General features: G+C 63.5%; 23 protein-coding genes and 1 other RNA gene. 12 read left to right on the top strand and 12 right to left on the bottom strand.

The features are described 5' to 3' along the window. Positions 1-23 precede the first annotated feature (23 nt). On the top strand, positions 24-1,187 hold the full coding sequence (locus tag FJ948_RS17125) for a hypothetical protein (RefSeq protein WP_181173699.1): 1,164 nt from the start codon (positions 24-26) through the stop codon (positions 1,185-1,187). Between the two features lie 31 nt (positions 1,188-1,218). On the opposite strand, the gene FJ948_RS17120 is transcribed toward FJ948_RS17125, so the two are convergent. Then, on the bottom strand, positions 1,219-2,820 hold the full coding sequence (locus FJ948_RS17120) for a cisplatin damage response ATP-dependent DNA ligase (protein WP_140706349.1): 1,602 nt from the start codon (positions 2,818-2,820) through the stop codon (positions 1,219-1,221). A gap of 241 nt (positions 2,821-3,061) precedes the next feature. Further along, positions 3,062-4,072, bottom strand: coding sequence for a ligase-associated DNA damage response exonuclease (locus FJ948_RS17110; protein ID WP_140706348.1), 1,011 nt, complete (start codon positions 4,070-4,072; stop codon positions 3,062-3,064). A gap of 148 nt (positions 4,073-4,220) precedes the next feature. Between FJ948_RS17110 and FJ948_RS17105 the strand changes: the two genes are divergently transcribed. From FJ948_RS17105 to FJ948_RS17095, 3 genes are all read left to right on the top strand, one after another. Beyond that, positions 4,221-5,138, top strand: coding sequence for a class I SAM-dependent methyltransferase (locus tag FJ948_RS17105; RefSeq protein WP_140706346.1), 918 nt, complete (start codon positions 4,221-4,223; stop codon positions 5,136-5,138). A gap of 107 nt (positions 5,139-5,245) precedes the next feature. Further along, positions 5,246-5,605 carry a hypothetical protein gene (locus tag FJ948_RS17100; protein WP_140706344.1) on the top strand — a complete coding sequence of 120 codons (360 nt, stop codon included), beginning with the start codon at positions 5,246-5,248 and terminating at the stop codon, positions 5,603-5,605. Positions 5,606-5,659: 54 nt separating this feature from the next. Further along, positions 5,660-6,187 (top strand): AAA family ATPase, encoded by a 528-nt coding sequence (locus FJ948_RS17095; RefSeq protein ID WP_140706342.1) that lies wholly within the window; start codon positions 5,660-5,662, stop codon positions 6,185-6,187. A gap of 138 nt (positions 6,188-6,325) precedes the next feature. Here FJ948_RS17095 and FJ948_RS17090 read toward each other — a convergent pair whose 3' ends face one another. The 7 genes from FJ948_RS17090 to FJ948_RS17055 all read right to left on the bottom strand — a co-directional run bounded on the left by FJ948_RS17090 (position 6,326) and on the right by FJ948_RS17055 (position 16,066). Next, positions 6,326-7,267: a glyoxylate/hydroxypyruvate reductase A gene (locus FJ948_RS17090; protein WP_140706340.1), complete on the bottom strand. Its 942-nt coding sequence runs from the start codon at positions 7,265-7,267 to the stop codon at positions 6,326-6,328. A 29-nt stretch (positions 7,268-7,296) separates the two neighbouring features. Beyond that, a complete protein-coding gene (locus tag FJ948_RS17085; protein WP_140706338.1) occupies positions 7,297-8,928 on the bottom strand; it encodes an ABC transporter ATP-binding protein in 1,632 nt (543 codons plus the stop codon). Then, complete coding sequence (locus FJ948_RS17080; protein WP_140706336.1) at positions 8,925-10,070, bottom strand: ABC transporter permease; 1,146 nt, start codon at positions 10,068-10,070, stop codon at positions 8,925-8,927. The genes FJ948_RS17085 and FJ948_RS17080 overlap by 4 nt, the downstream gene beginning before the upstream one ends. Continuing rightward, positions 10,070-11,164 (bottom strand): microcin C ABC transporter permease YejB, encoded by a 1,095-nt coding sequence (locus tag FJ948_RS17075; protein ID WP_140706335.1) that lies wholly within the window; start codon positions 11,162-11,164, stop codon positions 10,070-10,072. Before FJ948_RS17075 ends, FJ948_RS17080 begins: the two co-directional genes overlap by 1 nt. A gap of 279 nt (positions 11,165-11,443) precedes the next feature. Continuing rightward, positions 11,444-13,312: an extracellular solute-binding protein gene (locus FJ948_RS17065; protein ID WP_140706333.1), complete on the bottom strand. Its 1,869-nt coding sequence runs from the start codon at positions 13,310-13,312 to the stop codon at positions 11,444-11,446. A gap of 14 nt (positions 13,313-13,326) precedes the next feature. After that, complete coding sequence (locus tag FJ948_RS17060; protein ID WP_140706331.1) at positions 13,327-15,204, bottom strand: extracellular solute-binding protein; 1,878 nt, start codon at positions 15,202-15,204, stop codon at positions 13,327-13,329. A gap of 169 nt (positions 15,205-15,373) precedes the next feature. After that, positions 15,374-16,066 carry a cytochrome c family protein gene (locus FJ948_RS17055; RefSeq protein ID WP_140706329.1) on the bottom strand — a complete coding sequence of 231 codons (693 nt, stop codon included), beginning with the start codon at positions 16,064-16,066 and terminating at the stop codon, positions 15,374-15,376. A gap of 194 nt (positions 16,067-16,260) precedes the next feature. Between FJ948_RS17055 and FJ948_RS17050 the strand changes: the two genes are divergently transcribed. Further along, positions 16,261-16,989, top strand: coding sequence for a 3-deoxy-manno-octulosonate cytidylyltransferase (locus tag FJ948_RS17050; protein ID WP_140706327.1), 729 nt, complete (start codon positions 16,261-16,263; stop codon positions 16,987-16,989). Positions 16,990-16,998: 9 nt separating this feature from the next. Next, complete coding sequence (locus FJ948_RS17045; protein WP_140706325.1) at positions 16,999-17,862, top strand: prephenate dehydratase; 864 nt, start codon at positions 16,999-17,001, stop codon at positions 17,860-17,862. Between the two features lies 1 nt (position 17,863). Here the strand turns inward: FJ948_RS17045 and FJ948_RS17040 are convergent, their stop codons facing one another. From FJ948_RS17040 to FJ948_RS17030, 3 genes are all read right to left on the bottom strand, one after another. Beyond that, entirely contained in the window at positions 17,864-18,163 is a 300-nt protein-coding gene (locus FJ948_RS17040; protein ID WP_140706324.1) for a Dabb family protein, read from the bottom strand. Positions 18,164-18,194: 31 nt separating this feature from the next. After that, complete coding sequence (nudC, locus tag FJ948_RS17035; RefSeq protein WP_140706322.1) at positions 18,195-19,136, bottom strand: NAD(+) diphosphatase; 942 nt, start codon at positions 19,134-19,136, stop codon at positions 18,195-18,197. Positions 19,137-19,204: 68 nt separating this feature from the next. Then, positions 19,205-19,624 carry an HIT family protein gene (locus FJ948_RS17030; RefSeq protein ID WP_027052531.1) on the bottom strand — a complete coding sequence of 140 codons (420 nt, stop codon included), beginning with the start codon at positions 19,622-19,624 and terminating at the stop codon, positions 19,205-19,207. Between the two features lie 144 nt (positions 19,625-19,768). Between FJ948_RS17030 and ffs the strand changes: the two genes are divergently transcribed. The 6 genes from ffs (at position 19,769) to recR (ending at position 24,527) form a co-directional block, all read left to right on the top strand. Further along, positions 19,769-19,865, top strand: an RNA gene (gene ffs, locus FJ948_RS17025) — signal recognition particle sRNA small type. Positions 19,866-19,968: 103 nt separating this feature from the next. After that, positions 19,969-21,813, top strand: coding sequence for a DNA polymerase III subunit gamma/tau (locus FJ948_RS17020; RefSeq protein ID WP_140706320.1), 1,845 nt, complete (start codon positions 19,969-19,971; stop codon positions 21,811-21,813). Between the two features lie 31 nt (positions 21,814-21,844). After that, positions 21,845-22,168: a YbaB/EbfC family nucleoid-associated protein gene (locus FJ948_RS17015; RefSeq protein WP_140706318.1), complete on the top strand. Its 324-nt coding sequence runs from the start codon at positions 21,845-21,847 to the stop codon at positions 22,166-22,168. 16 nt (positions 22,169-22,184) lie between these two features. Next, complete coding sequence (locus FJ948_RS17010; RefSeq protein ID WP_140706316.1) at positions 22,185-22,592, top strand: hypothetical protein; 408 nt, start codon at positions 22,185-22,187, stop codon at positions 22,590-22,592. A gap of 231 nt (positions 22,593-22,823) precedes the next feature. After that, positions 22,824-23,831: a cell wall hydrolase gene (locus FJ948_RS17005; protein WP_140706314.1), complete on the top strand. Its 1,008-nt coding sequence runs from the start codon at positions 22,824-22,826 to the stop codon at positions 23,829-23,831. 90 nt (positions 23,832-23,921) lie between these two features. Beyond that, positions 23,922-24,527, top strand: a complete 606-nt coding sequence (gene recR / locus FJ948_RS17000; protein WP_140706313.1) for a recombination mediator RecR — start codon at positions 23,922-23,924, stop codon at positions 24,525-24,527. The last annotated feature ends 23 nt before the right edge of the window (positions 24,528-24,550 follow it).

The following is a 24,550-nucleotide window of genomic DNA, read 5'->3' as shown; positions in this document are numbered from 1 at the left end:
GGCAATTTGCAGAGGGATCTCGCTTGGACGCGATCGAAAAAGCGATCCGGAACGCCTTGGAAAAGGGCAATGCCGAGGACCGGGCGTTCCGCGAGAGGGTCTATCGGTCGGCCTTCGCCGCGCTCGACCGCGCGCTCCAGGCCAATCCCGGCGTGACCGTGGAAGTCGCCATCAAGCGCCGCAAGGCTATTCAGGAAAAAATCACCGAAATCGAATCCGAGTTCCTGCCGGCCGTGCCTGGCGTCGCCCCCCGGATTGACGCGATTGACGCCCCGGCGGCCGAGACCGCGGCTGGCGCGGCACCCGCGGTCGAGGCCGGCCCCAAGGCCCCGTCGGTGCCATCGCCCGCCGTCACCGTCGACGGTCCCGTGCAGGCCGCCTCCGGCGCGCCGCGTTCGCGCGTGCTGCCGGTCGTTCCCGATATCATGCCGGACGCCACGCTTCCGGGCGCACCAGCCATCGACATGTCGGCTGCCGCCGCGCCGGGAGCCGCGACGGAAGTGGCGCCAGACCGCGATGAGCGCCGCATTCGCGGCCGGCGCCTGCCGCTGACCGCCATTTTCCTCACGGTCACGCTGCTCGCGGCGGTTGGCATCGGCCTGTTTTTTGCCGTGCAGACCGGTGTGTTCAAGTCGGCGGCCGAGCTTAATACCGCGCCGCCGGAAGCGCCGCCGACCGTCGAGGACGACGATTTCACCCCGGCAGACGGCGCCAACGCGCCCGCCAAGCCCGGCGCCGCGGACCAGTCGCGCGACTGGATCAACGTGTTCTCGCCGGCCGACCCGACCCATGTCGCCGCCCCGTCGGACGCCAAGGCCGAAGTGATGAAGGACGACGCCGGATCGTTCCTGCGCATCCAGTCCGGCGCCTCCGGCTCGGCGATCGCCTTTGACGTTGGCCAGGGCGTGCTGGAAAAGCTCGCCGGCAAGCACGCCGTGTTCGACATCATCGCGCGCGCCGAGGACGGCAAGGACACGCAGATCTCCGTCGACTGCAATTTTGGTGAACTCGGCGACTGCGGCCGCAAGCGCTACGCGGTCGGCCAGCAGAGAAACGAATATCTGTTTGACGTGAAGTTTCCCGACAAGCGTCCGGGCTCTGCCGGCACCATCGCCATCAATTCCGACTTCGACAAGCAGGGCAAGGCGGTCAACGTCTACGAGATCCGCGTTTCGATCGAGCCGTGAGCAATTCCAGGAAAACCGTTACACGCTTGCTCTAACGGTCGAGCAGCGCCTGCAGCGTCTCGATGCGGTCGGCCTCGTTGGCCGGCTTGTCCCAGCGCAGCCGTGAAATCCTGGGGAAACGCATGGCCACGCCCGATTTGTGCCGGGTCGAGCGGTTCAGCCCCTCGAAGGCGACTTCCAGCACCAGGCCATTGTCGCGATCGGCGCGCACCGAGCGCACCGGTCCGAAGCGCTCGACGGTGTTGTCCCTGACATATTTGTCGATCTGCTTCAGTTCCTCGTCGGTGAAGCCGAAATAGGCCTTGCCGACCGGCACCAGCTCCTCCGCGCCCTCGGGCCCGGACCAGACGCCGAACGTATAGTCGGAATAGAAGCTCGAACGCTTGCCATGGCCGCGCTGGGCGTACATCAGCACGGCGTCCACCGTGTGCGGATCGCGCTTCCATTTGAACCACGGACCCTTCGGCCGGCCGGCGACATAGGGCGAATCCCAGCGCTTCAGCATCACCCCTTCGATGATCGGATGCGGCGGCGCGCGGCGCAAATCCTCGAGCGCCTGCCAGTTGGCGAAGTCGACGAAGGGGGAGAGATCGAAGCGGCTGGGGTCAAGCGTTCCGATGAAGGCTTCGAGGCGGCCGCGCCGCTCGCGGAAGGACAGTCCGCGCAGATCTTCTTCGCCGATCTGCAGCAGGTCGTAACAGCGCATGAAGGCGGGGTATTGCTGCTGCATCTTCGGCGTCACCGTCTTGCGGTTCAGCCGCTGCTGCAGGTCCGAGAAGGTCCCTGTCGCCTCGCGCGGATCGCCGACAAGCAATTCGCCGTCGAGTGCGGCGGAAAAGTGCATGGCGTCGGCGAGATCCGGAAAGGCGCCGGAGACATCGTCGCCGGTGCGCGAATAGAGCCTGCGAATGCCGCCTTCGGCCACCGCCTGGACGCGGATCCCGTCCCATTTCCATTCCGCCGCATAGTCGGCGGGATCGAGCTTTTCGAGATCGCCGTCGCCGACCGGGTTCGACAGCATGACCGGGCGAAACAGCGCGAGCGCCGTGTTGCGCGGTTTTTCGGCCTTGCCTTCCAGCCAGGCGAACAGGGCCGTGTAGGGTGGCGACAGCCCATGCCAGAGTTCTTCGATCTCGGCGACGTCGACCTTGCCGAAATCCGCCAGCGCCTGTTTGGCGAGCCGCGCCGAGACGCCGATGCGCAGGCCGCCGGTGACCAGCTTGATGATGGCAAAGCGCGCCGAGATGCCGGCGCTGTCGAGCAGCCCCGTCAGCACCTTCGGCCCGTCGGAGCGGCTTGCCGCCTGCAGCTTGGCCACCACCTCGCCGAGCGTCGGCTCGCGGTTGGCGATCCTGCCCGGCGTTTGCGGCCAGACCAGCGACACCGTCTCGGCGAGGTCGCCGACATAGTCGTAGGAATAGCCGAACAGCACCGGGTCCATGCGCTCGGTGACCAGGGTGCGCAGCATGGCCGGCTTGACGGCGGCGATTTTGAGATCGCCGGTGATCGCGGCCAGCGCCAGGCCGCGGTCCGGGTCTTCCACAGTGCGAAAATAGTCGACCAGCAGCGTCAGCTTGCCGTTGCGCGACGGCGTCAGCACCAGGCAGTCGAGAAGCTCGGCGAAGCGGTTCATGGCTGGATGCACCACGCCAGCAGCGAAAGCCGGCGCGCGGCGCCCCCCTCTGCCCTGCCGGGCATCTCCCCCACGAGGGGGGAGATTGGATGTCGCGTCGGCTTTCGCCACTCTCCAAGGTCGAAAGAGATGCGCCGGCACTGAAATTGCCAATCTCCCCCCTCGTGGGGGAGATGTCCGGCAGGACAGAGGGGGGCGCCGTAGAGCGCGACTCCGGTGATTGACGGACCCATCGCCATGCTCAATCGCCCTCGTCCTCATAGCCCACCAGATGCAGCGGCCTGGCCGCTATCCCTTCCAGCTCGCACCAGCGCACCAGGGCTTCCTCGCGGCCGTGCGTGACCCAGATCTCCCCGGCGCCGGTCTCCTTGATGGTGGCGGTGAGTTCGTCCCAGTCGGCATGGTCCGAGATGATCAGCGGCAGCTCGACGCCGCCTTGCTTGGCGCGCTGGCGGATGCGCATCCAGCCCGACGCGAAGCACGAGATCGGATCGGGAAAGCGCCGTGCCCAGCGGTCGGCGAAAGCCGATGGCGGACCGACCACTATGGCGCCGGCGAAATCCTGCTTGCCGCCGCTCTCCACCGTCGCCGGCTCGAGTTCGCCAAGATCGATGCCCTGGCTCTGGTAATATTCGCTGAGCTTGGCCAGCGCGCCATGGATGTAGAGCGGCTTGTCGTAGCCGGCGTCGCGCAACAGCCGCATCACCCGCTGCGCCTTGCCGAGCGCATAGGCGCCGACCAGATGCGAGCGCTCGGGAAATTGCCCCGCCGATTTCAGCAGACGGGCGATCTCTTCCGTGTCGGGCGGATGGCGAAACACCGGCAGGCCGAAGGTTGCCTCGGTGATGAAGACGTCGCAGCGGATCGGCTCGAACGGCGCGCAGGTCGCATCCTTCTGCCGTTTGTAGTCGCCGGAGGCGACGACGCGCCTGCCCTGGTGTTCGACCGCGATCTGCGCCGACCCCAGCACATGGCCGGCCGGGTGGAAGCTGACGCTGACGCCGTCGAGCGAAATCGTCTCGCCGAGCATGGCTGCCTGCGTCGTCCCGGCAAAATCCTCGCCATAGCGCAGTGCCATGATGTCGAGCGTCTGCCGTGTCGCAAGCACCGAGCCGTGGCCGGAACGCGCATGGTCGGAATGGCCGTGCGTGATCAGCGCCCGGTTCACCGGCCGCACAGGGTCGATGAAGAAATCGCCCGGCGGGCAGTAGAGGCCCTCGGGCCGGGGATGAAGCAGGTCGCTGGCGCGCATGCCCTCAAGATAGGATATAATTCCGTCGCGGGAAGCCTGCTGCCCTAGACTGCTGACTCCCGGGCAAGCCTGCTCAATTCGGTTCAGCTTCGGCATGCTTTGCTCTACAGAGATTGCGGCCGGCTACCCTGCCGGTGGAACCATCATCATGAAACCGCTTCAGACCTCGTCGGGCGACCCGAACGCCGATCGCCGTGCGGACTATGCCGAAATGCTCTTTGCCTCCGGCGATCACACCGCCGCGGCCGAGTTGCTGCTCGGCGCGCTGGAACTGGCGCCGCAATGGGCAATGGGCTGGTTTCGGCTCGGCGAGATGCAGGAGGCATCGGGCAGGCTCGACCTGGCGGCGCAGGCCTGGACGACGTCGCTGAAACTCGATCCGGCCGATCGCCAGGGCGCGGCCCTCAAACTGCAGCTGATCGGCAAAGGTCCGGTCTCCACGGCGCCGCCCAGCGCCTTTGTCGAAACGCTGTTCGACCACTATGCCGAGACATTCGAGGAGATGCTGGTCGGCAAGCTCGACTATAGGCTGCCCGAGGTGCTCGACGCCGCTATCCGCAAGGCAAGGCCGGGCCGCTTCCGCCTGGCGCTCGACCTGGGTTGCGGCACTGGATTGATGGGCGAGAGGCTGAGGCCGATCGTCGACCGGCTGGAGGGGTTCGATATCTCGGCAAGGATGCTGAGGAAGGCGCGGGCAAAAGGCATCTACGACGTGCTGACAAAAGCGGATTTGCAGGATTTTGCCTATTCGGGCGAAAACCCCGATCTGGTCACCTCGGCCGACGTGCTGATCTATGTTGGCGGGCTCGAAGGTTTGGCGGCAACGGTTGCCGGCCTGCTCGCCGAGGGCGGCCTGTTTGCCTTTTCCGTCGAGAGCCTGGCGGAGGGCGGCGACTTCGCGCTGCAGCCGTCGCGGCGCTATGCCCATTCGGATGGCTATGTCATACGGACCCTCGAGGCCAACGGTCTCTCGATCGTCGCGCTGGAACCGACGACCATCCGCTGGGATCGCCGCGAGCCTGTCAAAGGCCTGGCCGTCGTGGCGCGGAAAGCTCATGTCGTGTGAGTTGCGAGGGCGCTTCTTTGCCCTGCTGCGAAAAAGTCCGATTTGCGTGCGCGACTGATATTTGCGATCTGGTCGCATCAGGGCGGGATACCAGGAGGAGCAGTTCGATGCGCTGGAACATGATGATCTTGGCGTCTTGCCTGGCAACCACCGGCTGCGTCGGCAATTCTGCGTCCGAGCGTCAGGATGCCAACATCGAGTCCTCGCTGCAGTATGACAGCGTGCGATGCGACCAGTTGCTGGCGCAGCGCAACGGATTGGCGCAGCAATACAATCTTCCGACGACCGCCAAGCCGACCTTCTCCAATCCCGCCATGGGCTTCGGTCCGTTCACGCCCGACATGCGCTCCAAGGCCCAGCGCGACAGCGACAAGGCGTCGGGCGATATCGACGCCATGAACCGGTCCATCGACCGCCGCGACTGCGGCAAGCCGGACAAGCAGAAGAAGTTTGCCCTGCCTGGCTGATGCATCTCGTCCGAAACCCCGGTTCCCATCGTTCATCTTGCAAGGCTCCATCCGGTGAACCTCTCGAACCTCGGCGACCGCATCTGTATCCTGGGGCCGTCCAACAGCGGCAAGTCGACGCTCGCCGACGCGATCGCGCGCAAGCGTGGCCTGACGCCCATCCATCTCGATCTGCTCTTTCACCTGCCCAACACGGATTGGGTGCAGCGTCCGAGGGACGAGTTCATCGCCTTGCATGACGCTGCGATCGCCGGCGAGCGGTGGGTGATGGACGGAAATTATTCGGTTTGCATGCCGCAGCGCTTCCAGCGCGCGACGGGACTGATCCTGCTCGACATCTCAACCTCCGCAAGTCTGCTGCGCTATTTCAGGCGAACCCTGTTCGAGAGGGAAAGGCGTGGTGGCTTGGAAGGCGGGCGCGACAGCGTCAAATGGGACATGATCCACCACATCGCCGTGGCGACGCCGAAAAACCGCGAGAGATACCGGACAATGTTCGAGCGGATCGATCTGCCGAAGCTGCAACTGTCGTCGGTCCGGGCAATCAAGGAATGCTTCCGGGAATGGGAGTTGGCCAGATGAGCGTGATGCCCGGCTTGAGCAATTCCAGGAAAAGTGCGTAGCGGTTTTCCCGGAGAAGCGCGTAGCGCTTCCCCTTGGGAATTACGTAAAAACAAAAAGTTAGAGCGGGTCAGAGATTCTATCAAACTCTGAACCGCTCTAGTATCCCGCCTTGCGGTCCACCAGATTATCGAGCTTTTCGCCGCGCTCGAAAGCATCCATCTGGCGCAGCATGGTCGGCGCCAGGTGCACGGGATCGGAGGTCGCCGCGGCATGCGGCGTCACGAATACTTTCGCATGCCCCCACAGCGGGCTGGTCTTCGGCAGCGGCTCGACCTCGAACACGTCGAGGCTCGCCTCCTTCAGCGTCCCGTCGTCCAATGCGCGCAAAATGTCGGCGTCCTTCTGCAGGCGCCCACGCCCGGCATTGATCAGCACCGAGCCGCCAAGGCCGTTGCGCTTGCGCAACTCCTTCAGCACGCTGTAGTTGATGATGCCTTGCGTGTCGGGTGTCAGCGGCAGAAGCACGACCATAATGTCGGTGGCATTGAGAAACGGGATCAGGCCAGCTTCGCCGGAATAGGTCGCCACGCCCTTCATCGGCCGCTCGCCGCGCGACCAGCCATTGACGGCGAAGCCGAGCGACAGAAGCACCGAGGCCGCGGCCCGGCCGAGACTGCCGAGACCCATGATGCCGACGGAAATGTCGCCGGCTGGCCGCTGCAGCGGCTCGTGCCAGGTCTTCTTCAACTGCTGCGACCGGTAAAGCAGGCCCTGGCGATGATGGTCGAGCACCCGCCAGACGACATACTCCGTCATGTACTGGGTGAGGTTGTCGGCGACGACCTTGACGATCGGCACGTCGGGCAGGCCGGGGTCGGCGAAGATATGGTCGACGCCGGCGCCGATCGAGAAGATGGCGCGCAGATTGGGCAGCGACGACATCAAATTGGGCTTGTGCTTCCACACCACCGCGTAGGTGATCGAGGGATCCTTGGCGCCGTCCGGCTCCAGCACCACCTCGCGCTCGGCCGACAAGAGGTCGCGCCAGCGTTGCGGATGAAAGCCGGTGACGGCAAGCAGGATACGGCCTTTTTCCATCGCGGTTCGTTCAGTCCTTCCTAGTGCGATCACTCGCTGACCACGCCTGTCGGCGCCGTCTCGATCTTGAAGGCGGCCGAGATCAGCGCCCGAGTATAGTCGGTTTGCGGATTTTCAAAAATCTGCTGGGAAGGGCCGGTTTCGACGATCTGGCCGTTGCGCATGACGATGACGTCGTTGGCCAGCGCCCGGATGACCTTGAGGTCATGGCTGATGAAGAGATAGGCGAGGTCGTGCTTGGCCTGCAAATTGCGCAGGAGATCGACGACCTGCGCCTGCACACTCATGTCGAGCGCCGATGTCGGCTCGTCCAGCATGACGAAGCGTGGGTTGAGCACCATGGCGCGTGCGATGGCGACACGCTGGCGCTGGCCGCCGGAAAACTCGTGCGGATAGCGGTTGCGGGTCGCCGGGTCGAGGCCGACTTCCTTCAGCACGGCGACGACCTTGTCGTCGCGCTCGTCCGGCGACAGCCTTGGCTCGTGAATCCTGAGGCCTTCCTCGATGATCTCGGCGATCGACATGCGCGGGCTGAGCGAACCGAACGGATCCTGGAAGACGATCTGCAATTCGCGTCTGAGCGGCCGCATGGCGTTGAAGGACAGCTGGTTGATGTCGCGACCATTGAACTGGATGGTCCCGGTCGACGAGATCATGCGCGCCAACGCCAGGCCGAGCGTCGTCTTGCCGGAGCCGGATTCGCCGACCACGCCGAGCGTCTGGCCGGCGCGCACCGTGACATCGATGCCGTCGACCGCTTTCACATGATCGACCGTGCGCCGGAAGAAGCCCTGCTTGATCGGGAACCAGACCTTGATGTCGTTGCCGGTCATGACCGGCCTGGCATCGGCATTGGCGGCCGGCGGCTTGCCTTTCGGCTCGGCGGCGAGAAGATGGCGCGTATAGGGGTGCTGCGGGTTGGCGAAAATGTCCTTGGTCGGCCCGGTCTCGACGATCTTGCCCTTGGTCATGACGCAGACCCGGTCGGCGATCTTGCGCACGATGCCGAGGTCATGGGTGATGAACAGCATCGACATGCCCTTGCGGCTTTTCAGGCCCGCGAGCAGTTCGAGGATCTGCGCCTGGACGGTGACGTCGAGCGCCGTCGTCGGCTCGTCGGCGATCAGCAGCTCCGGCTCGTTGGCGAGCGCCATGGCGATCATGACACGCTGGCGCTGGCCGCCCGAAAGCTGATGCGGATAGGCGTCGAGCCGCTTTTGCGGATCGCGAATGCCGACTTCGTTGAGCAGAGCCAGCGTGCGCGCCTTGGCCGGACGGTCGCCCATACCCTGATGCAGCTTCAGAATTTCGACGATCTGATGCTCGATCGTGTGCAACGGATTGAGCGAGGTCATCGGCTCCTGGAAGATCATGGTGATCTTGTTGCCGCGCACCTGGCGCAATTGCTTCTCGCTCATGGCGAGCAGGTCGGCGCCCTGGAACAGGATCTTGCCCGACGGATGGCTGGCGCTGGGGTAGGGCAGCAGCTTCAGCACCGATAGCGCCGAGACCGATTTGCCGGAACCGGATTCACCGACCAGCGCCACCGTCTCGCCCTTGGCGATGTCGAACGAGATATGGTCGACGGCAACGGACTGGCCGGCGCCCTGGTTGAAGGCGACGCTGAGGTCCTGCACGCTGAGCAAGGGGACTTCGCTCATTTGAACGTCTTGCGCGGATCGAAGGCGTCGCGCGTCGCCTCGCCGACGAAGACCAGCAGCGACAGCATCAGCGAGATGACGACGAAGCCCGATATGCCGAGCCATGGCGCGTTGAGGTTGCGCTGCGCCTGCTTGAGCAATTCGCCGAGCGAGGCCGAACCCGGCGGCAGGCCGAAGCCGAGATAATCGAGCGAGGTCAGGGTCGAGATCGAGCCCGAGAGCAGGAAGGGCAGGAAGGTCAATGTCGCCACCATGGCATTGGGCAACAGGTGCCGGAACATGATGGTGCGGTTGGGCACGCCGAGCGCGCGGGCCGCGTTGACATATTCGAAGTTGCGGGCGCGCAGGAACTCGGCCCGCACCACGCCGACCAGCGCCACCCAGGAAAACAACAGCATCAGGCCAAGCAGGATGAAGAAGCCAGGCGGCAGGATGGCGGCGACGATGAGCAGCAGGTAGAGCACGGGAATGGCCGACCAGATCTCGATGAAACGCTGGAACAGCAGATCGGTCCAACCGCCGAAATAGCCCTGCAAGGCACCAGCGGCGACGCCGATCAGCGCCGAGCCGATGGTCAGGATCAGGCCGAACAGCACCGAAATGCGGAAACCGTAGATGACGCGCGCCAGCACGTCGCGCGCCTGGTCGTCGGTGCCGAGCCAGTTCCAATTGCCGACATTGCAGGCCGGGTCATCGGCTCCCTGCGGATACTGGTTGCAGCGCGTCTTGGCGTCATATTCCCACGACGGCTTGGCCGGTGCCGCTTCGGGAATGGCATTGTTGACGGTCTGGTAGGAGTAGCGGATCGGCGGCCAGATCATCCAGCCATGGGCGTTGATCTCGTCCTGGATCACCGGGTCCCGGTAATCGGTGACGGCATAGAAACCGCCGAATTTTTCCTCGGGGTAGGCGACCAGCACCGGGAAAAGGATTTCGCCCTTGTAGGAAGCGATGATCGGCTTGTCGTTGGCGATGAATTCGGCAAACAGCGACAGCACGAACAGGACGAGGAAAATCCACAGCGACCAGTAGCCGCGCCGGTTGGCCTCGAAGTTCTGCAGGCGGCGCTTGTTGAGCGGCGACAGGAACGGCCGCGGGATCCGCACCGGCACCGCCCCGGCGGTAACGCTTGCCTCCGACATCAGATGTCTCTCCGCTCGAAATCGATGCGCGGATCGACCCAGGTGTAGATGAGGTCGGACAACAGTCCGACGAACAGGCCGAGGAGCGAGAAGATGTAGAGGTTGGCGAACACCACCGGGTAATCGCGCTCGACCACCGATCGGAAGCCGAGCAGGCCGAGGCCATCGAGCGAAAAGATGTTCTCGATCAGCAGCGATCCGGTGAAGAAGGCCGAGATGAAGGCGCCCGGGAAGCCGGCGATGACGATCAGCATGGCATTGCGGAAGACATGGCCGTAGAGCACCTGCCGTTCCGACAGGCCCTTGGCGCGCGCCGTCACCACATACTGCTTGCGGATTTCCTCCAGGAAGGAGTTCTTGGTCAAAAGCGTGGTCGTGGCGAAGGCCGACAGCACCAACGCCGTCAGCGGCAACGTCATATGCCAGAAATAATCGGCGATCTTGGCCGGCCACGACAGCTGGTCCCAATTGTCCGAGACGATGCCGCGCAACGGGAACCAATCCCAGAAAGAGCCACCGGCGAACAGCACCATCAGCATGATGCCGAAGAGGAAGCCCGGAACGGCATAGCCGACGATGACGACGCCGCTGGTCCAGATGTCGAAGGGGGTCCCGTCCTTCACCGCCTTGCGGATGCCGAGCGGGATCGAGATCAGATAGGACAACAGCGTGATCCAGAGCCCGATCGAAATCGAAACGGGCATTTTCTCAAGGATCAGGTCGAGCACCGAGATATCGCGGAAATAGCTGTTGCCGAAATCGAAGCGGGCATAGTTCCACAGCATCATGCCGAAGCGCTCGAGCGGCGGCTTGTCGAAACCGAACTGCTTCTCCAGCTTCTTGATGAATTCCGGATCGAGCCCCTGGGCGCCGCGATATTTAGAACCGACGTCGCCGGCGGCATCGAAATTGGAACCACCCGCATCGCCGCCGCCACCCCCGAGGCGGTCGCTGCCGCCCTGGTTGGTCAGCTTGGCGATGACCTGCTCGACCGGACCGCCGGGCGCGAACTGGATGACGGCGAAGGATATCGCCATGATGCCGAACAGGGTCGGGATCATCAAAAGGATACGGCGCAGTATATAGGCGCCCATCAGATGGTATCCTCCTTAGGGAGAGCCACCGTGTCTGGTGGCACCCCCAAGGCAGTCGCTTCAGGCCAATTGTCGCCGCCGCCGCCGCCCCTCATTGTCCTGCCGGACATTTCTCCCCGTATAGGGACGGGGAGAAAGGGGCTGGCCATAGTCTCGGCGCTCTTATCCCGACGCTTGTAGTTGGCGAAATCACTGATTAGAGCACCCCTCTCCCCGTCCCTATACGGGGAGAGGATGCCGGCAGGCAGGTGAGGGGCAGCGCCAACGCCCGCAAGAAATTCAGCCTTTGCCAATTTTTGCCGCCTTGCCCTTATCGAACCACCATAGCGCCTCGACCGGAAAGCCGAAATCGGGCTTTTGCTCAGGAAAGCCGAACATGTCCCAATAGGCGCTTCGGTGATTCGCCAGGAACCAACTTGGAATCCAATCGCACCGCGCGCGCAAGACCCGGTCGAGTGCCCGCATGGCGACAGTCAGGTTTTCACGGTCCTTTGCCGCGCCCACGGCGTTGATCAGCGCGTCGATGGCGGGATCGGAGATACCCGGCAAGTTACGGGAACCGGAGACGCCGGCGGTGCTCGAATGGAAGAAGACTTCCAGGTCGTCGCGCGTCGGCGTCGCGCTGAACGAGAAAGCGGCCGACAGCAGATCGAAATCGAACGTCGCCTGTCTTGCCTGGTATTGCGCCGAATCGACCAGCCGGATCGTGGCGTCGAGACCGATAGCCTTCATGTTGGCGACCCATGGCGAATAGACCTGAACGAAGGTATCGTCGTCGACCATGAACTCGGCCGAAAGCCTGCCGCCCTTGTCATTGACAACGAAGTCACCCGACCGTTTCCAGCCTGCTGCGGCCAGAAGCTTTGCCGCCTGGCCAAGCAGCTTGCGGTCGCGGCCGGAGCCATCGGACGCGGGCAGAGTGACAGCCGTGCCGAAGACTTCAGCCGGGAGCTGAGCGCGCAGCGGCTCCAACAAAGCCAGTTCTTGCGGCGAAGGCAGCCCGTCTGCGCGAAAATCCGATTTCTCGAAGCAGGATTGCGAGCGCTCGTAGGAACCGTAGAAGAAGTTGCGTCGCGTCCATTCGAAATCGAAGCACAGCGCAATCGCCTGCCGCACCCTGGGATCGCGAAACTGCTCGCGCCGCTGGTTGACGGCCGTGGCCTGCATGGACGGCCGCTTCTCGGCGGGGAATTCGTGCTTGATCACCTTGCCGGCGGCCAAGGCCGGAAAGTCATAGGCTGTCGCCCAGACTCGTGAGGTAAATTCCTCGCGGTAGGTGATCTCGCCTTTCTTGAAAGCCTCGAAGGCGGCCGTACGGTTTTGGTAGAACTCGATGCGAATAATATCGAAATTGTTCTGGCCGCGATTGACCGGGAGGTCGCGGCCCCAATAGTCGGCGACGCGGTCGTACTCGATCGATGTCCCGGCCGAGAAGCGCCCAACCCTGTACGCGCCGGACCCGAGAGGCGGGTTCAATTGCGAACTGTCGAAGGGATTGGCTGTGTAGAAGGCCTTCGACAGGATCGGGAACTGGACGACATTCAGCACGGTGCGGTCGGATTGTTTGCCGGAGAAAATGAGCCGCAAGGTGTGCACGTCGACGACGACCGCGTCGACAAGGAACTTCAGTGCCACCGAGAGTTTCGGATGGCCCTGGTCCCTGAACAGCTTGAAGGTGAAGGCCGCATCCTCGGCCGTCAGCGGTGTGCTATCATGGAAGCGGGCTTCGGGCCGAAGTGCAAACTCGAAACTGTTGCGGTCGTCCGAAATGGTCACGCTTTCGGCAAGCTGGCCGTAGACGGCGTCCGGCTCATCCAGCGCCGCCACCATCAACGCGTCGAAACACATCTCCATGCGAGGTGGCGCATCGCCCTTCAAGGTGAAGGCATTCAGCGTGTTGAAGGTCTCCGTGCTCTGGTTGTAATCCCAATTCGGCGGAGCGAAGTTGAAGATGCCTCCGGTCGGTGCATTGACGTCGACGTAGTCGAAATGCATGAAGTCCGGCCTGTATTTGAGGTCGCCAAAGGCCGAGAGACCGTGCAGTTTGGTGCCGGTCGGGTTGGCGGCGAAAGCCCTGCCTGGCAGCAAGGCGGCGGCAGCGGCAGCTGCGCCAAGAGCGAGAAAGTCGCGGCGGGGCAGGGCCGTCATCGATTGCCGCCCCATCAATTACCGCCCTTGTACTTGGCCGCCAGGGCCTTTTCCTTGTCGAGATCGATCCACCAGGAATCGATGTCGGCGCCGACATAGGCAGGCTGCTTGTCGGGGAACTTGAACTTGTTCCAATAGGCCAACCAGACGGCCGAGCGGTAATATTGCGGCACGACGTAGAAGTTCCACAGCAGGATGCGGTCGAGTGCGTGTGTGGCCGCGACCAGATCATCGCGATCGGTGGCGAAAATGATGCGATCGACCAGTGCGTCGACGATTGGATCCTTGATGCCCATCAGGTTGCGCGAACCGGGCACGTCGGCGGCCTTCGAACTCCAGAAATCGCGCTGCTCATTGCCAGGCGACTCCGACTGGCCGAACAGACCCGTCACGACATCGAAATCGAAATTGTTGACGCGGTTGATGTACTGCGTCTGATCGATGATGCGCAGGGTGGCGTCGACGCCGATCTTGCGCAGGTTGGCAACATAGGGACTGGCGATCACCTGGTCGGTCTCGTTCCAGCCGAGGATCTCGAACTTGAACGGCGCGCCTGTCTTGGCGTTGACCATCTTGCCGCCTTTGATGACCCATCCGGCCTTGGCGAACAGGTCGACGGCCTGCTTCAGATATTTTCGCTCCGCTTGCGGCGAGTCGTAGACGGGTAGCTTGAATTCCTGTGTGAACAGTTCCGGCGGCAGCTTGTCGCGGTATTTTTCTAGGATTTCCAGTTCCTTGCCTTGCGGCAATCCGCTGGACGCCAGTTCGGTACCCTGGAAATAGCTCGATGTGCGGGTGTTGAAGCCGAAGAACAGGGTGCGATTCATGCTTTCGAAATCGAACGGGATGGTCAGTGCCTGGCGGACCAGCCGGTCCTGGAACAGCGGCCGCCTCTGGTTGAGCACAAAGCCCTGCATCGGCTGTGGCGATTTGGTCTGGAAGTCCTTCTTGATGACGTCGCCGGCCTGGACGGCCGGGAAATTATAGGCTGTCGCCCATTTGCGAGAGCTGTATTCGCGGTTGACGTCTTCCAGCCCGCCCTTGGTGAAGGCAAGCCAAGCGGCATTGTCGTCGAGAATGTAGGTGTATCGGCGCGTGTCGAAATTCTCGCGACCGATCTTCACCGGCAGCTTGGCCGCCCAATAATCGGGCACGCGCTGCCATACGATTTCCGATCCCGGTTTGAAGCTGGCAATCTTGTAGGCGGCCGAGCCGAGCGGAATTTCCAGCGTCGGCCTGGTGACGTCGCGCTTCTTGCCGTTGGCGTCCGTGCCTTCCCACCAATGTTTCGGCAGCACGGCAAGATCGCCAAGGATCTTCGGCAGTTCCCGGTTGCCCTTCTGGTTGAAATGGAATTCGACCTCGCGGTCGGAGATCGCCACCGCATCGGTGACGTTCTCGAAATAGCGGCTGTATTGCGGGCTGTTCGCCTTCAGCACCTGGAACGACCAGATCACGTCGTCCACGGTGATCGGCTGGCCGTCATGCCATTTGGCGCGCGGGTCGAGCCGGTAAGTCGCCGAGGAATAATCGGCCGGGTATTTGTAGGCGTCGGCGATCAGAGGATGGCTGACGCTGCCCTCATCGGTCGCTTGCTCCATCAGCGTGTCGTAGAGCAGGCCGCCGCCGAAGCCGACCAGGCCCGCCGCTGGTGATCCCTGGACGACATAGGGATTGAAGCTGTCATAGGTGCCGAGCAGCACCGAATTGAAGGTGCCACCTTTGGGCGCATTCGGATTGACGTAGTCGTAATGTTGGAAATTGTCGCCGTATTTGGATTCGCCGATCAGCGATGAGGTGGTTCGCCATTCGTCGGCTTGGCTCGCCTGCAATCCCGCCGCCAGCAGGGCCGCCGCCAGCAACGATTTAAGAAGCGCTCGGCCAACCGTCATGCACTATCCTCTTCGCGATGCGCGCCAGAACATCCTGAAGGGCGATCCTAGATGATTTGGCGCTCATGAAAACCGCAATGCGCCGGCTTTGTCGCCGCATCAGGCATTTTCCCAACAAAAAAGCCGGGCTGAACCCGGCTTTTTCAAGATCGTCGAGATAACAGTCTGGTTATTGGGCAGGCGCCGGTGCGGGAGCTGGCGCTGCCGGAGCGGCTGGCGCCGCGGGCTTGGCAGGTGCCGCGCCGTCGGCCGGTTTCGCGGGAGCCGCGCCGTCGGCCGGCTTCGCGGGCGCGGAAGCATCCGCGGCGGCACCCGGTGCCGGCAGCGGCTTGGGATTGTCCGAAAGCGTGCGCAGATAGGCGATGACGTTGGCGCGGTCCTCGTCCTTGGGCAGGCCGGCAAAGCCCATGGCCGTTCCCTTCACGAATTTCTTCGGCGAGGTGATGAAGTGGTTGATGTTGTCGTAGGTCCACTTCTCGGTGCCGCCCTTTGAGAATTCCTTCATGCCGGCCGAATAGGCGAAGCCTTCATGTTCGGCGACGGGGCGGTCGACGAGGTCCCACAGATCCGGGCCGACCTTGTTGGGGCCGCCCTTTTCGCCGGAATGGCAGGCCTGGCACTTCTTGAACACGGCAGCACCGGCCTCGGCATTGGCGCTCTGGAGGAGATCGGCGATCGGCTTGGCCTCGGCCGCCGGCGCGGCGGCGCCGCCTTCGGCGGGTTCCGCGGCCTCAATGGCGAAGCCGGGCTTTTCCGGCGCGGGCGAGGCAAACAGCGCATCCGACACCAGTCCGACCGAGAAGACGACGAAAACGGTTCCGAGCAATCCGGCGAGCAGCTTGTTGACTTCGTTGGAATCCATACGCCCCTTGCTCCCTTTTCCGGCGGACTGATCCGTCCACTCCGTCCGTCGGTATCGAGACCTGCCCTCCAGAGCCGGTCAAATCGGGCGGAAACTAGGTCTTTTGCTCCAGCGTTGCAACACCTATAAGGGCGCTTCCAGTGAGACCTTTTGCCACTTTTCCTTGTCCTCTTTTCGAACTCCTTGCCAGACCGATGTCCACCTTGATCCTGATACCGGCCCGCATGGCCTCGACCCGCCTGCCGGGCAAGCCGCTGGCCGATCTCGCCGGCGCGCCGATGATCGTCCATGTCGCGCGCCGCGCCACCGAAGCCGGGCTGGGCCGGGTGGTGGTGGCGACCGACACGCAAAGCGTGGGCGACGCGGTGCGCGCGCATGGTTTCGAGGCCGTCATGACGCGTATCGACCATGAATCCGGTTCCGACCGCATCCACGAGGCGCTGTTGACACTCGACCCCCGGGGCGAGGTCGAAATGATCGTCAATGTGCAGGGCGACCTGCCGACCATCGATCCAGCCATCATCGCCGCCTCGCTCAGGCCGTTCGAGGACATCTCGGTGGATATCGCCACGCTCGGCGTCGAGATCGTGCGCGAGGCGGAAAAGACCAATCCCAACGTCGTAAAGATCGTCGGGTCGCCGCTCTCCGGCACACGGTTGCGGGCGCTTTACTTCACCCGCGCCACGGCACCCTGGGGCGAGGGGCCGCTTTATCACCATGTCGGCCTTTACGCCTATCGACGCGCGGCACTCGAGCGTTTTGTCGCGCTGAAGCCGTCGCCGCTGGAGCGCCGCGAACGGCTGGAGCAGTTGCGGGCGCTGGAAGCCGGCATGCGCATGGACGCCGAGATCGTCCAGTCGCTGCCGCTCGGCGTCGACACGCCTGAAGACCTGGACCGGGCCAGGCAAATCCTTTCAAACTGAGATATCAGCATGCCTGAAAAGACCAACAGAATATCCTTCCAGGGCGAGCCCGGCGCCAATTCCGACACAGCCAGCCGCAACGTCTATCCCTCGATGGAGCCGTTGCCGTGCCCGACCTTCGAAGACGCGTTCAATGCCGTCGAGACCGGCAAGGCCGATCTTGCCATGATCCCGATCGAGAACACCATCGCCGGGCGCGTCGCGGACATCCACCACCTTCTGCCGGAATCGAAACTGCACATCGTCGGCGAATATTTCCTGCCGATCCATTTCCAGCTGATGGTGCTGCCGGGCGTCAAGCGCGACGAGATCAAGACCGTGCACACCCACATCCACGCGCTTGGCCAGTGCCGCAAATACATCCGCAAGAACGGCTGGAAGGGAGTAGTCGCGGGGGACACGGCGGGCGCCGCCAAAATGGTCTCCGAGGTGAAGGACCGCACCATGGCGGCATTGTCGCCGGCGCTGGCAGCAGCGCTCTATGGGCTCGATATCATCGAGGAGAATGTCGAGGACACCGACAGCAACGTCACCCGCTTCGTCGTCCTGACCAAGAGCAAGCAATGGGCCGAGCGGCCGTCGCCCGACGTCAAGATGATGACGACTTTCATCTTTCGCGTCCGCAACGTGCCGGCCGCGCTCTACAAGGCGATGGGCGGCTTCGCCACCAACGGCATCAACATGACCAAGCTGGAAAGCTACCAGCTCGGCGCCTTCACGGCGACGCTGTTTTACGCCGATATCGAGGGCCATCCCGACGATCCGCTGGTCAAGCTGGCGCTGGACGAACTGCGGTTCTTCTCGCGCGAGGTACGGATTCTCGGCGTCTATCCGGCCAGCGAGTCGCGCGAGCAGTGGAAGGTTGCGGACTGAGCTACCAGCCCAGCGGCACGTAATCGATCTCGAGAAATTTCTCGACCTCCGGCACCCAGCGGTCGCGCACGAAGGCGACATGGTCGGGATGGTCGTTGTACCTGGTGTAGGCGGCCTGGTCGGCGAACTCCATCGAGAAGCCGAACTGATAGTCGTTCTTTGGGCTGATCTGCCGCAATTGCTCGAAATGCGTGACGCCCCGGATCGCGGTGAGAATCTTCCTGGCGTCGACGAGGAACCGCTTTTCCTCCAGCGAGTGCGGCGGATGCTTCAGCGTGAAGACGACGGTGTGACGGATCATTTGCCTCTCCTGCGATGTCTTTCGGTGTTCGCTATTCGCTGTCGATCCAGGCGCGGATGAGATGGTGCGCGATGGCGCCTTTCGGCGGCGTGACCAGGGTGTCGGGGTGCGTCCGGTCCAGCATCAGGCGCACCTCGTCGCGCAAGAACCAGCGGCAATCCTCCAATTCGGTGAGATCGGCCTGGATGTCCTCGTTGAGCGGTTCGCCGAAGCATCCGATCATCAGCGAATAGGGGAAGGGCCAGGGCTGGCTCGCATGGTAGACGACCCGGCCGAGCCGGATGCCGGCCTCTTCAAGCGTTTCGCGGCGCACCGCCGCCTCGATCGTCTCGCCCGGTTCGATGAAGCCGGCAAGTGCTGAATACATGCCGGGAGCGAAGTGCCGGCCACGCCCCAGCAGGCATTTCTCCCGCGTCGCCGTCAGCATGATCGCCACCGGGTCGGTGCGTGGAAAGTGCTCGGTGCCGCAATTCGGGCAATGGCGTTTGTAGCCGCCGGCCCGCATCTGTGACTCGCTGCCGCATTTGCTGCAGAAGCGGTGGCTGGCGTGCCAGGCGAGCAGGGCCGCGCCCTGCGCCATCGCGCCGGCGGCGGCCTCGTCGATCAGCCCTTGCATGTAGACCGAGCGGTAGTCGATCGCCTTGACGGTTTCGGGCAACCGTTCGGCGTCGATGCCGGCCAGCACCGCCAGCACCGGCCCCTGTTCGGAAAAGCCGAGCAGCACGCCCTGGTCGAAGGAAGGCTCGAAAGGCTGGCTCTCGGCGACGCGGTACCAGGGGTCGAAACCGCCATCCGAGAGTTTCAGATAGAGCCGCCCGCCATTCATCAAAAGCAGTCGCGTCGTCGGATCTGACAGCGTCTTGTCGACCGAATCGTCGGTGCGGTTCTCGGATTGCCGGTCGATCGTGTTGCCGGCAAAGCCGACGAACTGGCTCGGCTCGCGCAGGGGCGCGTCAAACAGGCGGAAGCTCATATGGACTCTGGTGCTTTGGGATGGACATGCTTGGGATGGACGTGTTTTTGAATGAACACAGGGGAGGCTTATAGCGCTGCCCTGATCGTTTCGGCAAACCGGCGCAGGTCGGAACGCTGATAGGGCTCGCGCAGGCCATGCCCCCATACCGGGCCGGGCCAGCCGGGATCGCCCTCGGACCGCGCGATGATATGGATATGCAGCTGGCGCACGATGTTGCCGAGCGCGCCGGTGTTGATCTTGGTGCAGCCGCTCACCTTCTTCAGCGCCTGCGCCACCATATTGGTCTCGAAGGTGAGCATCGCCTGGTCGAGCGGCGTCATGTCGTGAATTTCCTCCGCGCCCGGCCGCTGCGGCACCAGGAGCAGCCATGGCCAGCGGCGGTCGTTCATCACCCGCAATTCGCAGAGCCCCAGCCACATCAACTGCTCGCTGTCAGCCTCCAGCCGGGCATCCAGCGTGAATCCGGCCTTCAGGCCCGGCAGCATCGGCGTTTCCCCTGCTTTTCTTGGTTTCCTCAGACCATGGACGCTAGAGCGGCTGCACCGGGGCTGCAAGCGAATCTCTTGGGTTTCGCTGCCGATTTGCCTGCGCACTTGCATTTCGTCCCGCAATTGCCGATATGGACAGCGGGAGGTTGGTGGTGGACGATCCACTCGCCAACCGGGTCAGGTCCGGAAGGAAGCAGCCCTAACGAGCCCGGAACGGGTCATTGTTCCAGCCTCCCACCTCATCGGCCCTCCTCGCGACATTGACGACGCATTGCAGCGCGGGCGAGACTATGCGCAGGAATCGGCGCCTTTGGCGCGGCCTTTTGGAGCTTAACGGGCGAATGAGCGAAGCCGGAAATTCGGGACCGAAAAGCCTGGAGCATGGCAAGGCCGGCGCCTATCGGGTGCTGGCGCGCAAATACCGTCCGTCGAATTTCTCCGAGTTGGTCGGCCAGGAGCCGATGGTGCGCACCCTCACCAACGCCTTCGCCACCGGCCGTATTGCCCAAGCCTGGATGCTCACCGGCGTGCGCGGTGTCGGCAAGACCACAACCGCGCGCATCCTGGCGCGGGCCCTGAACTACAAGACCGCCGATACCGATCAGCCATCGGTCGATCTCGCCGTGCTCGGCGAGCATTGCCAGGCGATCATGGAAGGCCGCCATGTCGACGTCATCGAGATGGACGCCGCCTCGCACACCGGCATCGACGACATCAGGGACATTATCGAGCGCGTTCGCTATGCGCCGGTCTCTGCCCGCTACAAGGTTTACATCATCGACGAAGTGCACATGCTGTCGACGCAGGCCTTCAACGGCCTGCTGAAGACGCTGGAAGAGCCGCCGCCGCACGTCAAATTCATCTTCGCCACCACCGAAATCCGCAAGGTTCCGATCACCGTCCTGTCGCGCTGCCAGCGTTTCGACCTGAGGCGCATCGACGCCGGCGCGCTGGTCGCGCATCTCACCTCGATCGCCGGCAAGGAAGGCATTTCGGTCGACGACGACGCGCTGGCGATGATCGCGCGCGCGGCTGAAGGCTCCGCCCGCGACTCGCTCTCCATCCTTGACCAGGCGATCGCCCACGGCGCCGGCTCCGTCGGCGCCGAGGCCGTGCGGGCGATGCTCGGCCTTGCCGACCGTGCCCGCATCGTCGATCTGTTCGAATATGTGATGAAGGGCGATGTGGCGGCGGCGCTCGCCGAATTCCGCGCCCAATACGACACCGGCGCCGATCCGGCCGCCGTGCTCACCGATCTGGCCGAGTTCAACCATCTCGTCACCCGGCTGCGTTTCGTGCCGACCGCCATGGACGATGCCTCGCTGTCGCAGGACGAGCGCCAGCGTGGCGCCGATTTCGCCAGCGCGCTGTCGGTTCGCGTGCTGTCGCGGACCTGGCAGATGCTGCTCAAGGGCATTCCCGAGGTACAGTCCTCCAACCGGCCGGTCAGTGCCGCCGAAATGGTGCTGATCCGGCTGGCCCACGCCGCCGACCTGCCGACATTGGACGAGGCGCTAAGATCGCTGGAGAGTGGGGCCGCGGCAACCGGCGCCACGCCGCGCCCGAATGGTGCGCCCGTGAATCCCGGCCCCGTGAGCCCCGGCAATGGCGGTGCTGGCGGCAATGGCGCCAGCGCCATGGCGCAGGCGCGCATGCCTGGCGGCTCGGGCGGCGCGCAGACCATGCGGCTGGTCGAGGCCACGCCCGCGCCTGCCGCCTTCGTCGCGCCCCCGCAGCCGGCGCCGGAGACGCAAGCCGTACCGTTGAAATCGCTGGCCGACATCGTTGCCCTTGCCGACGCCAAGCGCGACATCGCCTTCAAGGTCCTGATCAAGAGCTGTATCCGCCTGGTGCGCATCGAGCCCGGCCGCATCGATGTCGGCCTGACCGATGACGCGCCCAAGATGCTGCTCAACGACCTGACCACCAAACTGCGCGCCTGGACCGGCCGCAGCTGGCTGGTGTCGCTGTCTAAGGAAGAGGGCGGCCAGACGCTGGCCGAAATGGAATCGACGAAGCGTGAAAACGCCTTTCTCGATGCCAGGAGCGACCCGACGGTCGCCGCCATCCTGGCGCGCTTTCCCGGCGCAAAGATCATCGATGTGCGCATACCCGAGACACCGGATGCCGACACGACCGAGGCCGAAATGCCGGTCGAGCCGCCATCCGATGACGACGAACCCTGATATCCAGCACTAATCCGCAAAGGATCGGACCATGAAAGATCTTCTCGGCCTGATGGGCAAGGCGAAGGAAATGCAGGCCAAGTTCCAGGCCATGCAGGATGAGATCGCCACGGTCGAAGCCTCAGGCCAAGCCGGCGGCGGCCTGGTCAATGTCACGCTGAGCGGAAAATTCGACATGAAGTCGCTGAAGATCGACCCGTCCCTGTTCAAGGAAGACGATGTCGAGATCCTCGAGGATTTGATCCTTGCCGCCCACAATGACGCCAAGGCCAAGGTCGAGCAGATCATGCAGGAAAAGACCAAGGCGCTGACATCGGGCCTGCCCATACCGCCGGGAATGAAACTGCCGTTCTAGCGTTCGGTGCGCGCCCATGGCCGACGAGCCCTCGGAAAGACTGATCGAGCAGCGCATCCGCAACAGGATCTACGAGATCCTGGAAATCCTCGCCGATTGCGATGCGGGGGTCGATCTCGTCGGCATCAAGGGCTACTTCAACCTGTTCGAGGATTTCGTGCACCGCCCGTCGATCGAGGCCGGCACGTCGGCGCTTTCGAAGGACGAGCGTGCGATCGTGCTGGAAATCGCCGAATTCCTGGAGGCGGCCTCCGAAACCAATCCTGACTTCACCAAGGCCGAGTTCATCGACAGCGACTGGCCAGGCAAGATCGCGCCGATGGCAAGGGAGGCGCGCGCATTGTTCCTTAGACGTGGCCTGTTTTCGGAAAAGGTTGAAGAGCTCGACCCTGGTCAGCCGGCACCAATCGCGGCTGGGCGGTAGGCCTGTTCCAAAAAAGGCGTCGTGCGGATTTCCGTAGGGGAATTGCGGCGAAACAAAGAGAGAGCGGTCATCAACTGTGTGAAACGGCCGGCCGAACTATCTGGAAAGCCTCAATTTTGTGGCAATTTGGCAACAGTACGTGGTTAATAACGTTTTGGCCATCATTTTGCCCGAAAGTGTCTCATTCTTGCCGCAGCCTGGGGGCGGGCATTGAAGTGAGAGGGTTACCTGTTGATTGCCATGCGATGGAAGACGCCGCTGTTGCTCGGCGTCGTCACGTCTCCCCTTTTCTTGGCCGCTTGCAGCCAGACCACCTCGCATGGCATGTCCGTCGCCAGCCTGACCGACGCCATCACGCCGAGTTTCCTGAGTTCGCGCGCCTATAGCCACACGCCGAAGGACAGGGAATGTCTGGAACGGGCGATGTTCTTCGAATCCAACCGGTCGAGCCGCGACGGCATGATCGCCGTCGGCACGGTGGTGATGAACCGGCTGCGCTCCGGCAATCATGGCAGCACCATCTGCGAAGTCGTGGGTGAGCCCGGGCAGTTCGCGCCAGGCGTCATGACCAGATCGATGAATTCGCGCGCGATGCCCGATGTCGAGGAGGCCGCCGACGCGGTGCTCAAGGGCGAGCGCAAGGCCAAGCTGAAGAACACGATGTATTTCCACACCGCGGGCCTCCGCTTCCCCTACAAGAACATGCACTACACCATGGTTGCCGGCGGCAACGCCTTCTACGAAAAGCGCGGCCGCAACTGGCAGCCGCTTCCCGATGAGCCGATGGTTGCCTCGGCCGAGCAGCCGGCTGCGTTGCCGGGAGTATCCGCGACGCGTGTCGCTTCCGCCGAGCCCGTATCCGTGGCCAAGACTTCCGCTCGCACCGCTCCAGCTCAGCAGGTCTACATGACCGCCGCGGCGGAGCCGGTACCTCCCGGCAAGGCCGCCCGCACCGCTCCGGCCGAGCAGACCTATGTGACGGCAGCCGCGGCGCCGACGGCAAAGTCGGCGCGGGTTTCGGCGAAGCCGGTGGAAGTTGCCATGCAGGAGCCGATGGAAGAACCGGATGCCGCCCGTTTCGGCGGAACCCTGAACAGCGGAACCTCGAACAAAAGGGTCATCTCCTCGGTTGAGGGCGCGCCGCAGGAAGCGGCGATGGGCTTCCAGTCGACGCCCGAGAACACCGACGCCATCGGCGCGATGATCGTCAGCCAGGGTCGTCCGCTCGAAACCAATTGATCCGCACATCGATAGCGGCCGTGTCAGTATGGCTTATCCGCACCGATGCGGGATGTTTCAAAGCGCTCTGAAAAATCCTAGATCAGAGCGATGTCCAAGCGAATCGCCGGTCCCGAGATCGAACGCCTGATCCAGCTCCTGGCCAAGGTGCCGGGACTTGGCCCCCGTTCGGCGCGCCGCGCCGCACTGCATCTGATCAAAAAGAAGGAACAGTTGCTGTCGCCGCTGGCCGCCGCCATGGGCGAGGCCGCCGACAAGGTGCGCATCTGTTCCACCTGCGGCAATGTCGACACCTCAGACCCGTGCATGATCTGCACCGACCCACGTCGCGATCCCGCCACCCTGATCATCGTCGAGGACGTCTCGGATCTCTGGGCGCTGGAGCGTGCGGCGGCAATGAATGTGCGCTACCACGTGCTTGGCGGCACGCTGTCGCCGCTCGATGGCATTGGCCCCGACCAGCTCAACATTCGCTCGCTGATCGACCGCATCGCCGGCGGTGAGGTGAAGGAGGTCATCCTTGCCGTCAACGCAACGGTCGAGGGCCAGACCACCGCGCATTACCTGACGGATCAGCTCTCCGGATTCGAGGTCAAGATAACGCGGCTGGCGCATGGCGTGCCGGTTGGCGGCGAACTCGACTATCTGGACGAAGGCACGCTGGCCGCGGCACTGCGCTCGCGGACGGCGTTTTGACACGATTGGTGGGCAGGAGATGC

This window comes from Mesorhizobium sp. B2-3-12 (genome assembly GCF_006442205.1).
GTDB lineage: Bacteria > Pseudomonadota > Alphaproteobacteria > Rhizobiales > Rhizobiaceae > Mesorhizobium.
Note: the sequence above shows the minus strand (reverse complement) of the source record. Positions and strands in the feature narration are given on the sequence as shown.

What these genes read in the sequence shown, in the direction of transcription:
- FJ948_RS17120 (WP_140706349.1), bottom strand. Translation starts at nt 2,820, where the DNA reads ATGAACCGCTTCGCCGAGCTTCTCGACTGCCTGGTGCTGACGCCGTCG.
- FJ948_RS17110 (WP_140706348.1), bottom strand. Translation starts at nt 4,072, where the DNA reads ATGCGCGCCAGCGACCTGCTTCATCCCCGGCCCGAGGGCCTCTACTGC.
- FJ948_RS17105 (WP_140706346.1), top strand. Translation starts at nt 4,221, where the DNA reads ATGAAACCGCTTCAGACCTCGTCGGGCGACCCGAACGCCGATCGCCGT.
- FJ948_RS17100 (WP_140706344.1), top strand. Translation starts at nt 5,246, where the DNA reads ATGCGCTGGAACATGATGATCTTGGCGTCTTGCCTGGCAACCACCGGC.
- FJ948_RS17090 (WP_140706340.1), bottom strand. Translation starts at nt 7,267, where the DNA reads ATGGAAAAAGGCCGTATCCTGCTTGCCGTCACCGGCTTTCATCCGCAA.
- FJ948_RS17085 (WP_140706338.1), bottom strand. Translation starts at nt 8,928, where the DNA reads ATGAGCGAAGTCCCCTTGCTCAGCGTGCAGGACCTCAGCGTCGCCTTC.
- FJ948_RS17080 (WP_140706336.1), bottom strand. Translation starts at nt 10,070, where the DNA reads ATGTCGGAGGCAAGCGTTACCGCCGGGGCGGTGCCGGTGCGGATCCCG.
- FJ948_RS17075 (WP_140706335.1), bottom strand. Translation starts at nt 11,164, where the DNA reads ATGGGCGCCTATATACTGCGCCGTATCCTTTTGATGATCCCGACCCTG.
- FJ948_RS17065 (WP_140706333.1), bottom strand. Translation starts at nt 13,312, where the DNA reads ATGACGGCCCTGCCCCGCCGCGACTTTCTCGCTCTTGGCGCAGCTGCC.
- FJ948_RS17060 (WP_140706331.1), bottom strand. Translation starts at nt 15,204, where the DNA reads ATGACGGTTGGCCGAGCGCTTCTTAAATCGTTGCTGGCGGCGGCCCTG.
- FJ948_RS17055 (WP_140706329.1), bottom strand. Translation starts at nt 16,066, where the DNA reads ATGGATTCCAACGAAGTCAACAAGCTGCTCGCCGGATTGCTCGGAACC.
- FJ948_RS17050 (WP_140706327.1), top strand. Translation starts at nt 16,261, where the DNA reads ATGTCCACCTTGATCCTGATACCGGCCCGCATGGCCTCGACCCGCCTG.
- FJ948_RS17045 (WP_140706325.1), top strand. Translation starts at nt 16,999, where the DNA reads ATGCCTGAAAAGACCAACAGAATATCCTTCCAGGGCGAGCCCGGCGCC.
- FJ948_RS17040 (WP_140706324.1), bottom strand. Translation starts at nt 18,163, where the DNA reads ATGATCCGTCACACCGTCGTCTTCACGCTGAAGCATCCGCCGCACTCG.
- nudC (WP_140706322.1), bottom strand. Translation starts at nt 19,136, where the DNA reads ATGAGCTTCCGCCTGTTTGACGCGCCCCTGCGCGAGCCGAGCCAGTTC.
- FJ948_RS17030 (WP_027052531.1), bottom strand. Translation starts at nt 19,624, where the DNA reads ATGCTGCCGGGCCTGAAGGCCGGATTCACGCTGGATGCCCGGCTGGAG.
- FJ948_RS17020 (WP_140706320.1), top strand. Translation starts at nt 19,969, where the DNA reads ATGAGCGAAGCCGGAAATTCGGGACCGAAAAGCCTGGAGCATGGCAAG.
- FJ948_RS17015 (WP_140706318.1), top strand. Translation starts at nt 21,845, where the DNA reads ATGAAAGATCTTCTCGGCCTGATGGGCAAGGCGAAGGAAATGCAGGCC.
- FJ948_RS17010 (WP_140706316.1), top strand. Translation starts at nt 22,185, where the DNA reads ATGGCCGACGAGCCCTCGGAAAGACTGATCGAGCAGCGCATCCGCAAC.
- recR (WP_140706313.1), top strand. Translation starts at nt 23,922, where the DNA reads ATGTCCAAGCGAATCGCCGGTCCCGAGATCGAACGCCTGATCCAGCTC.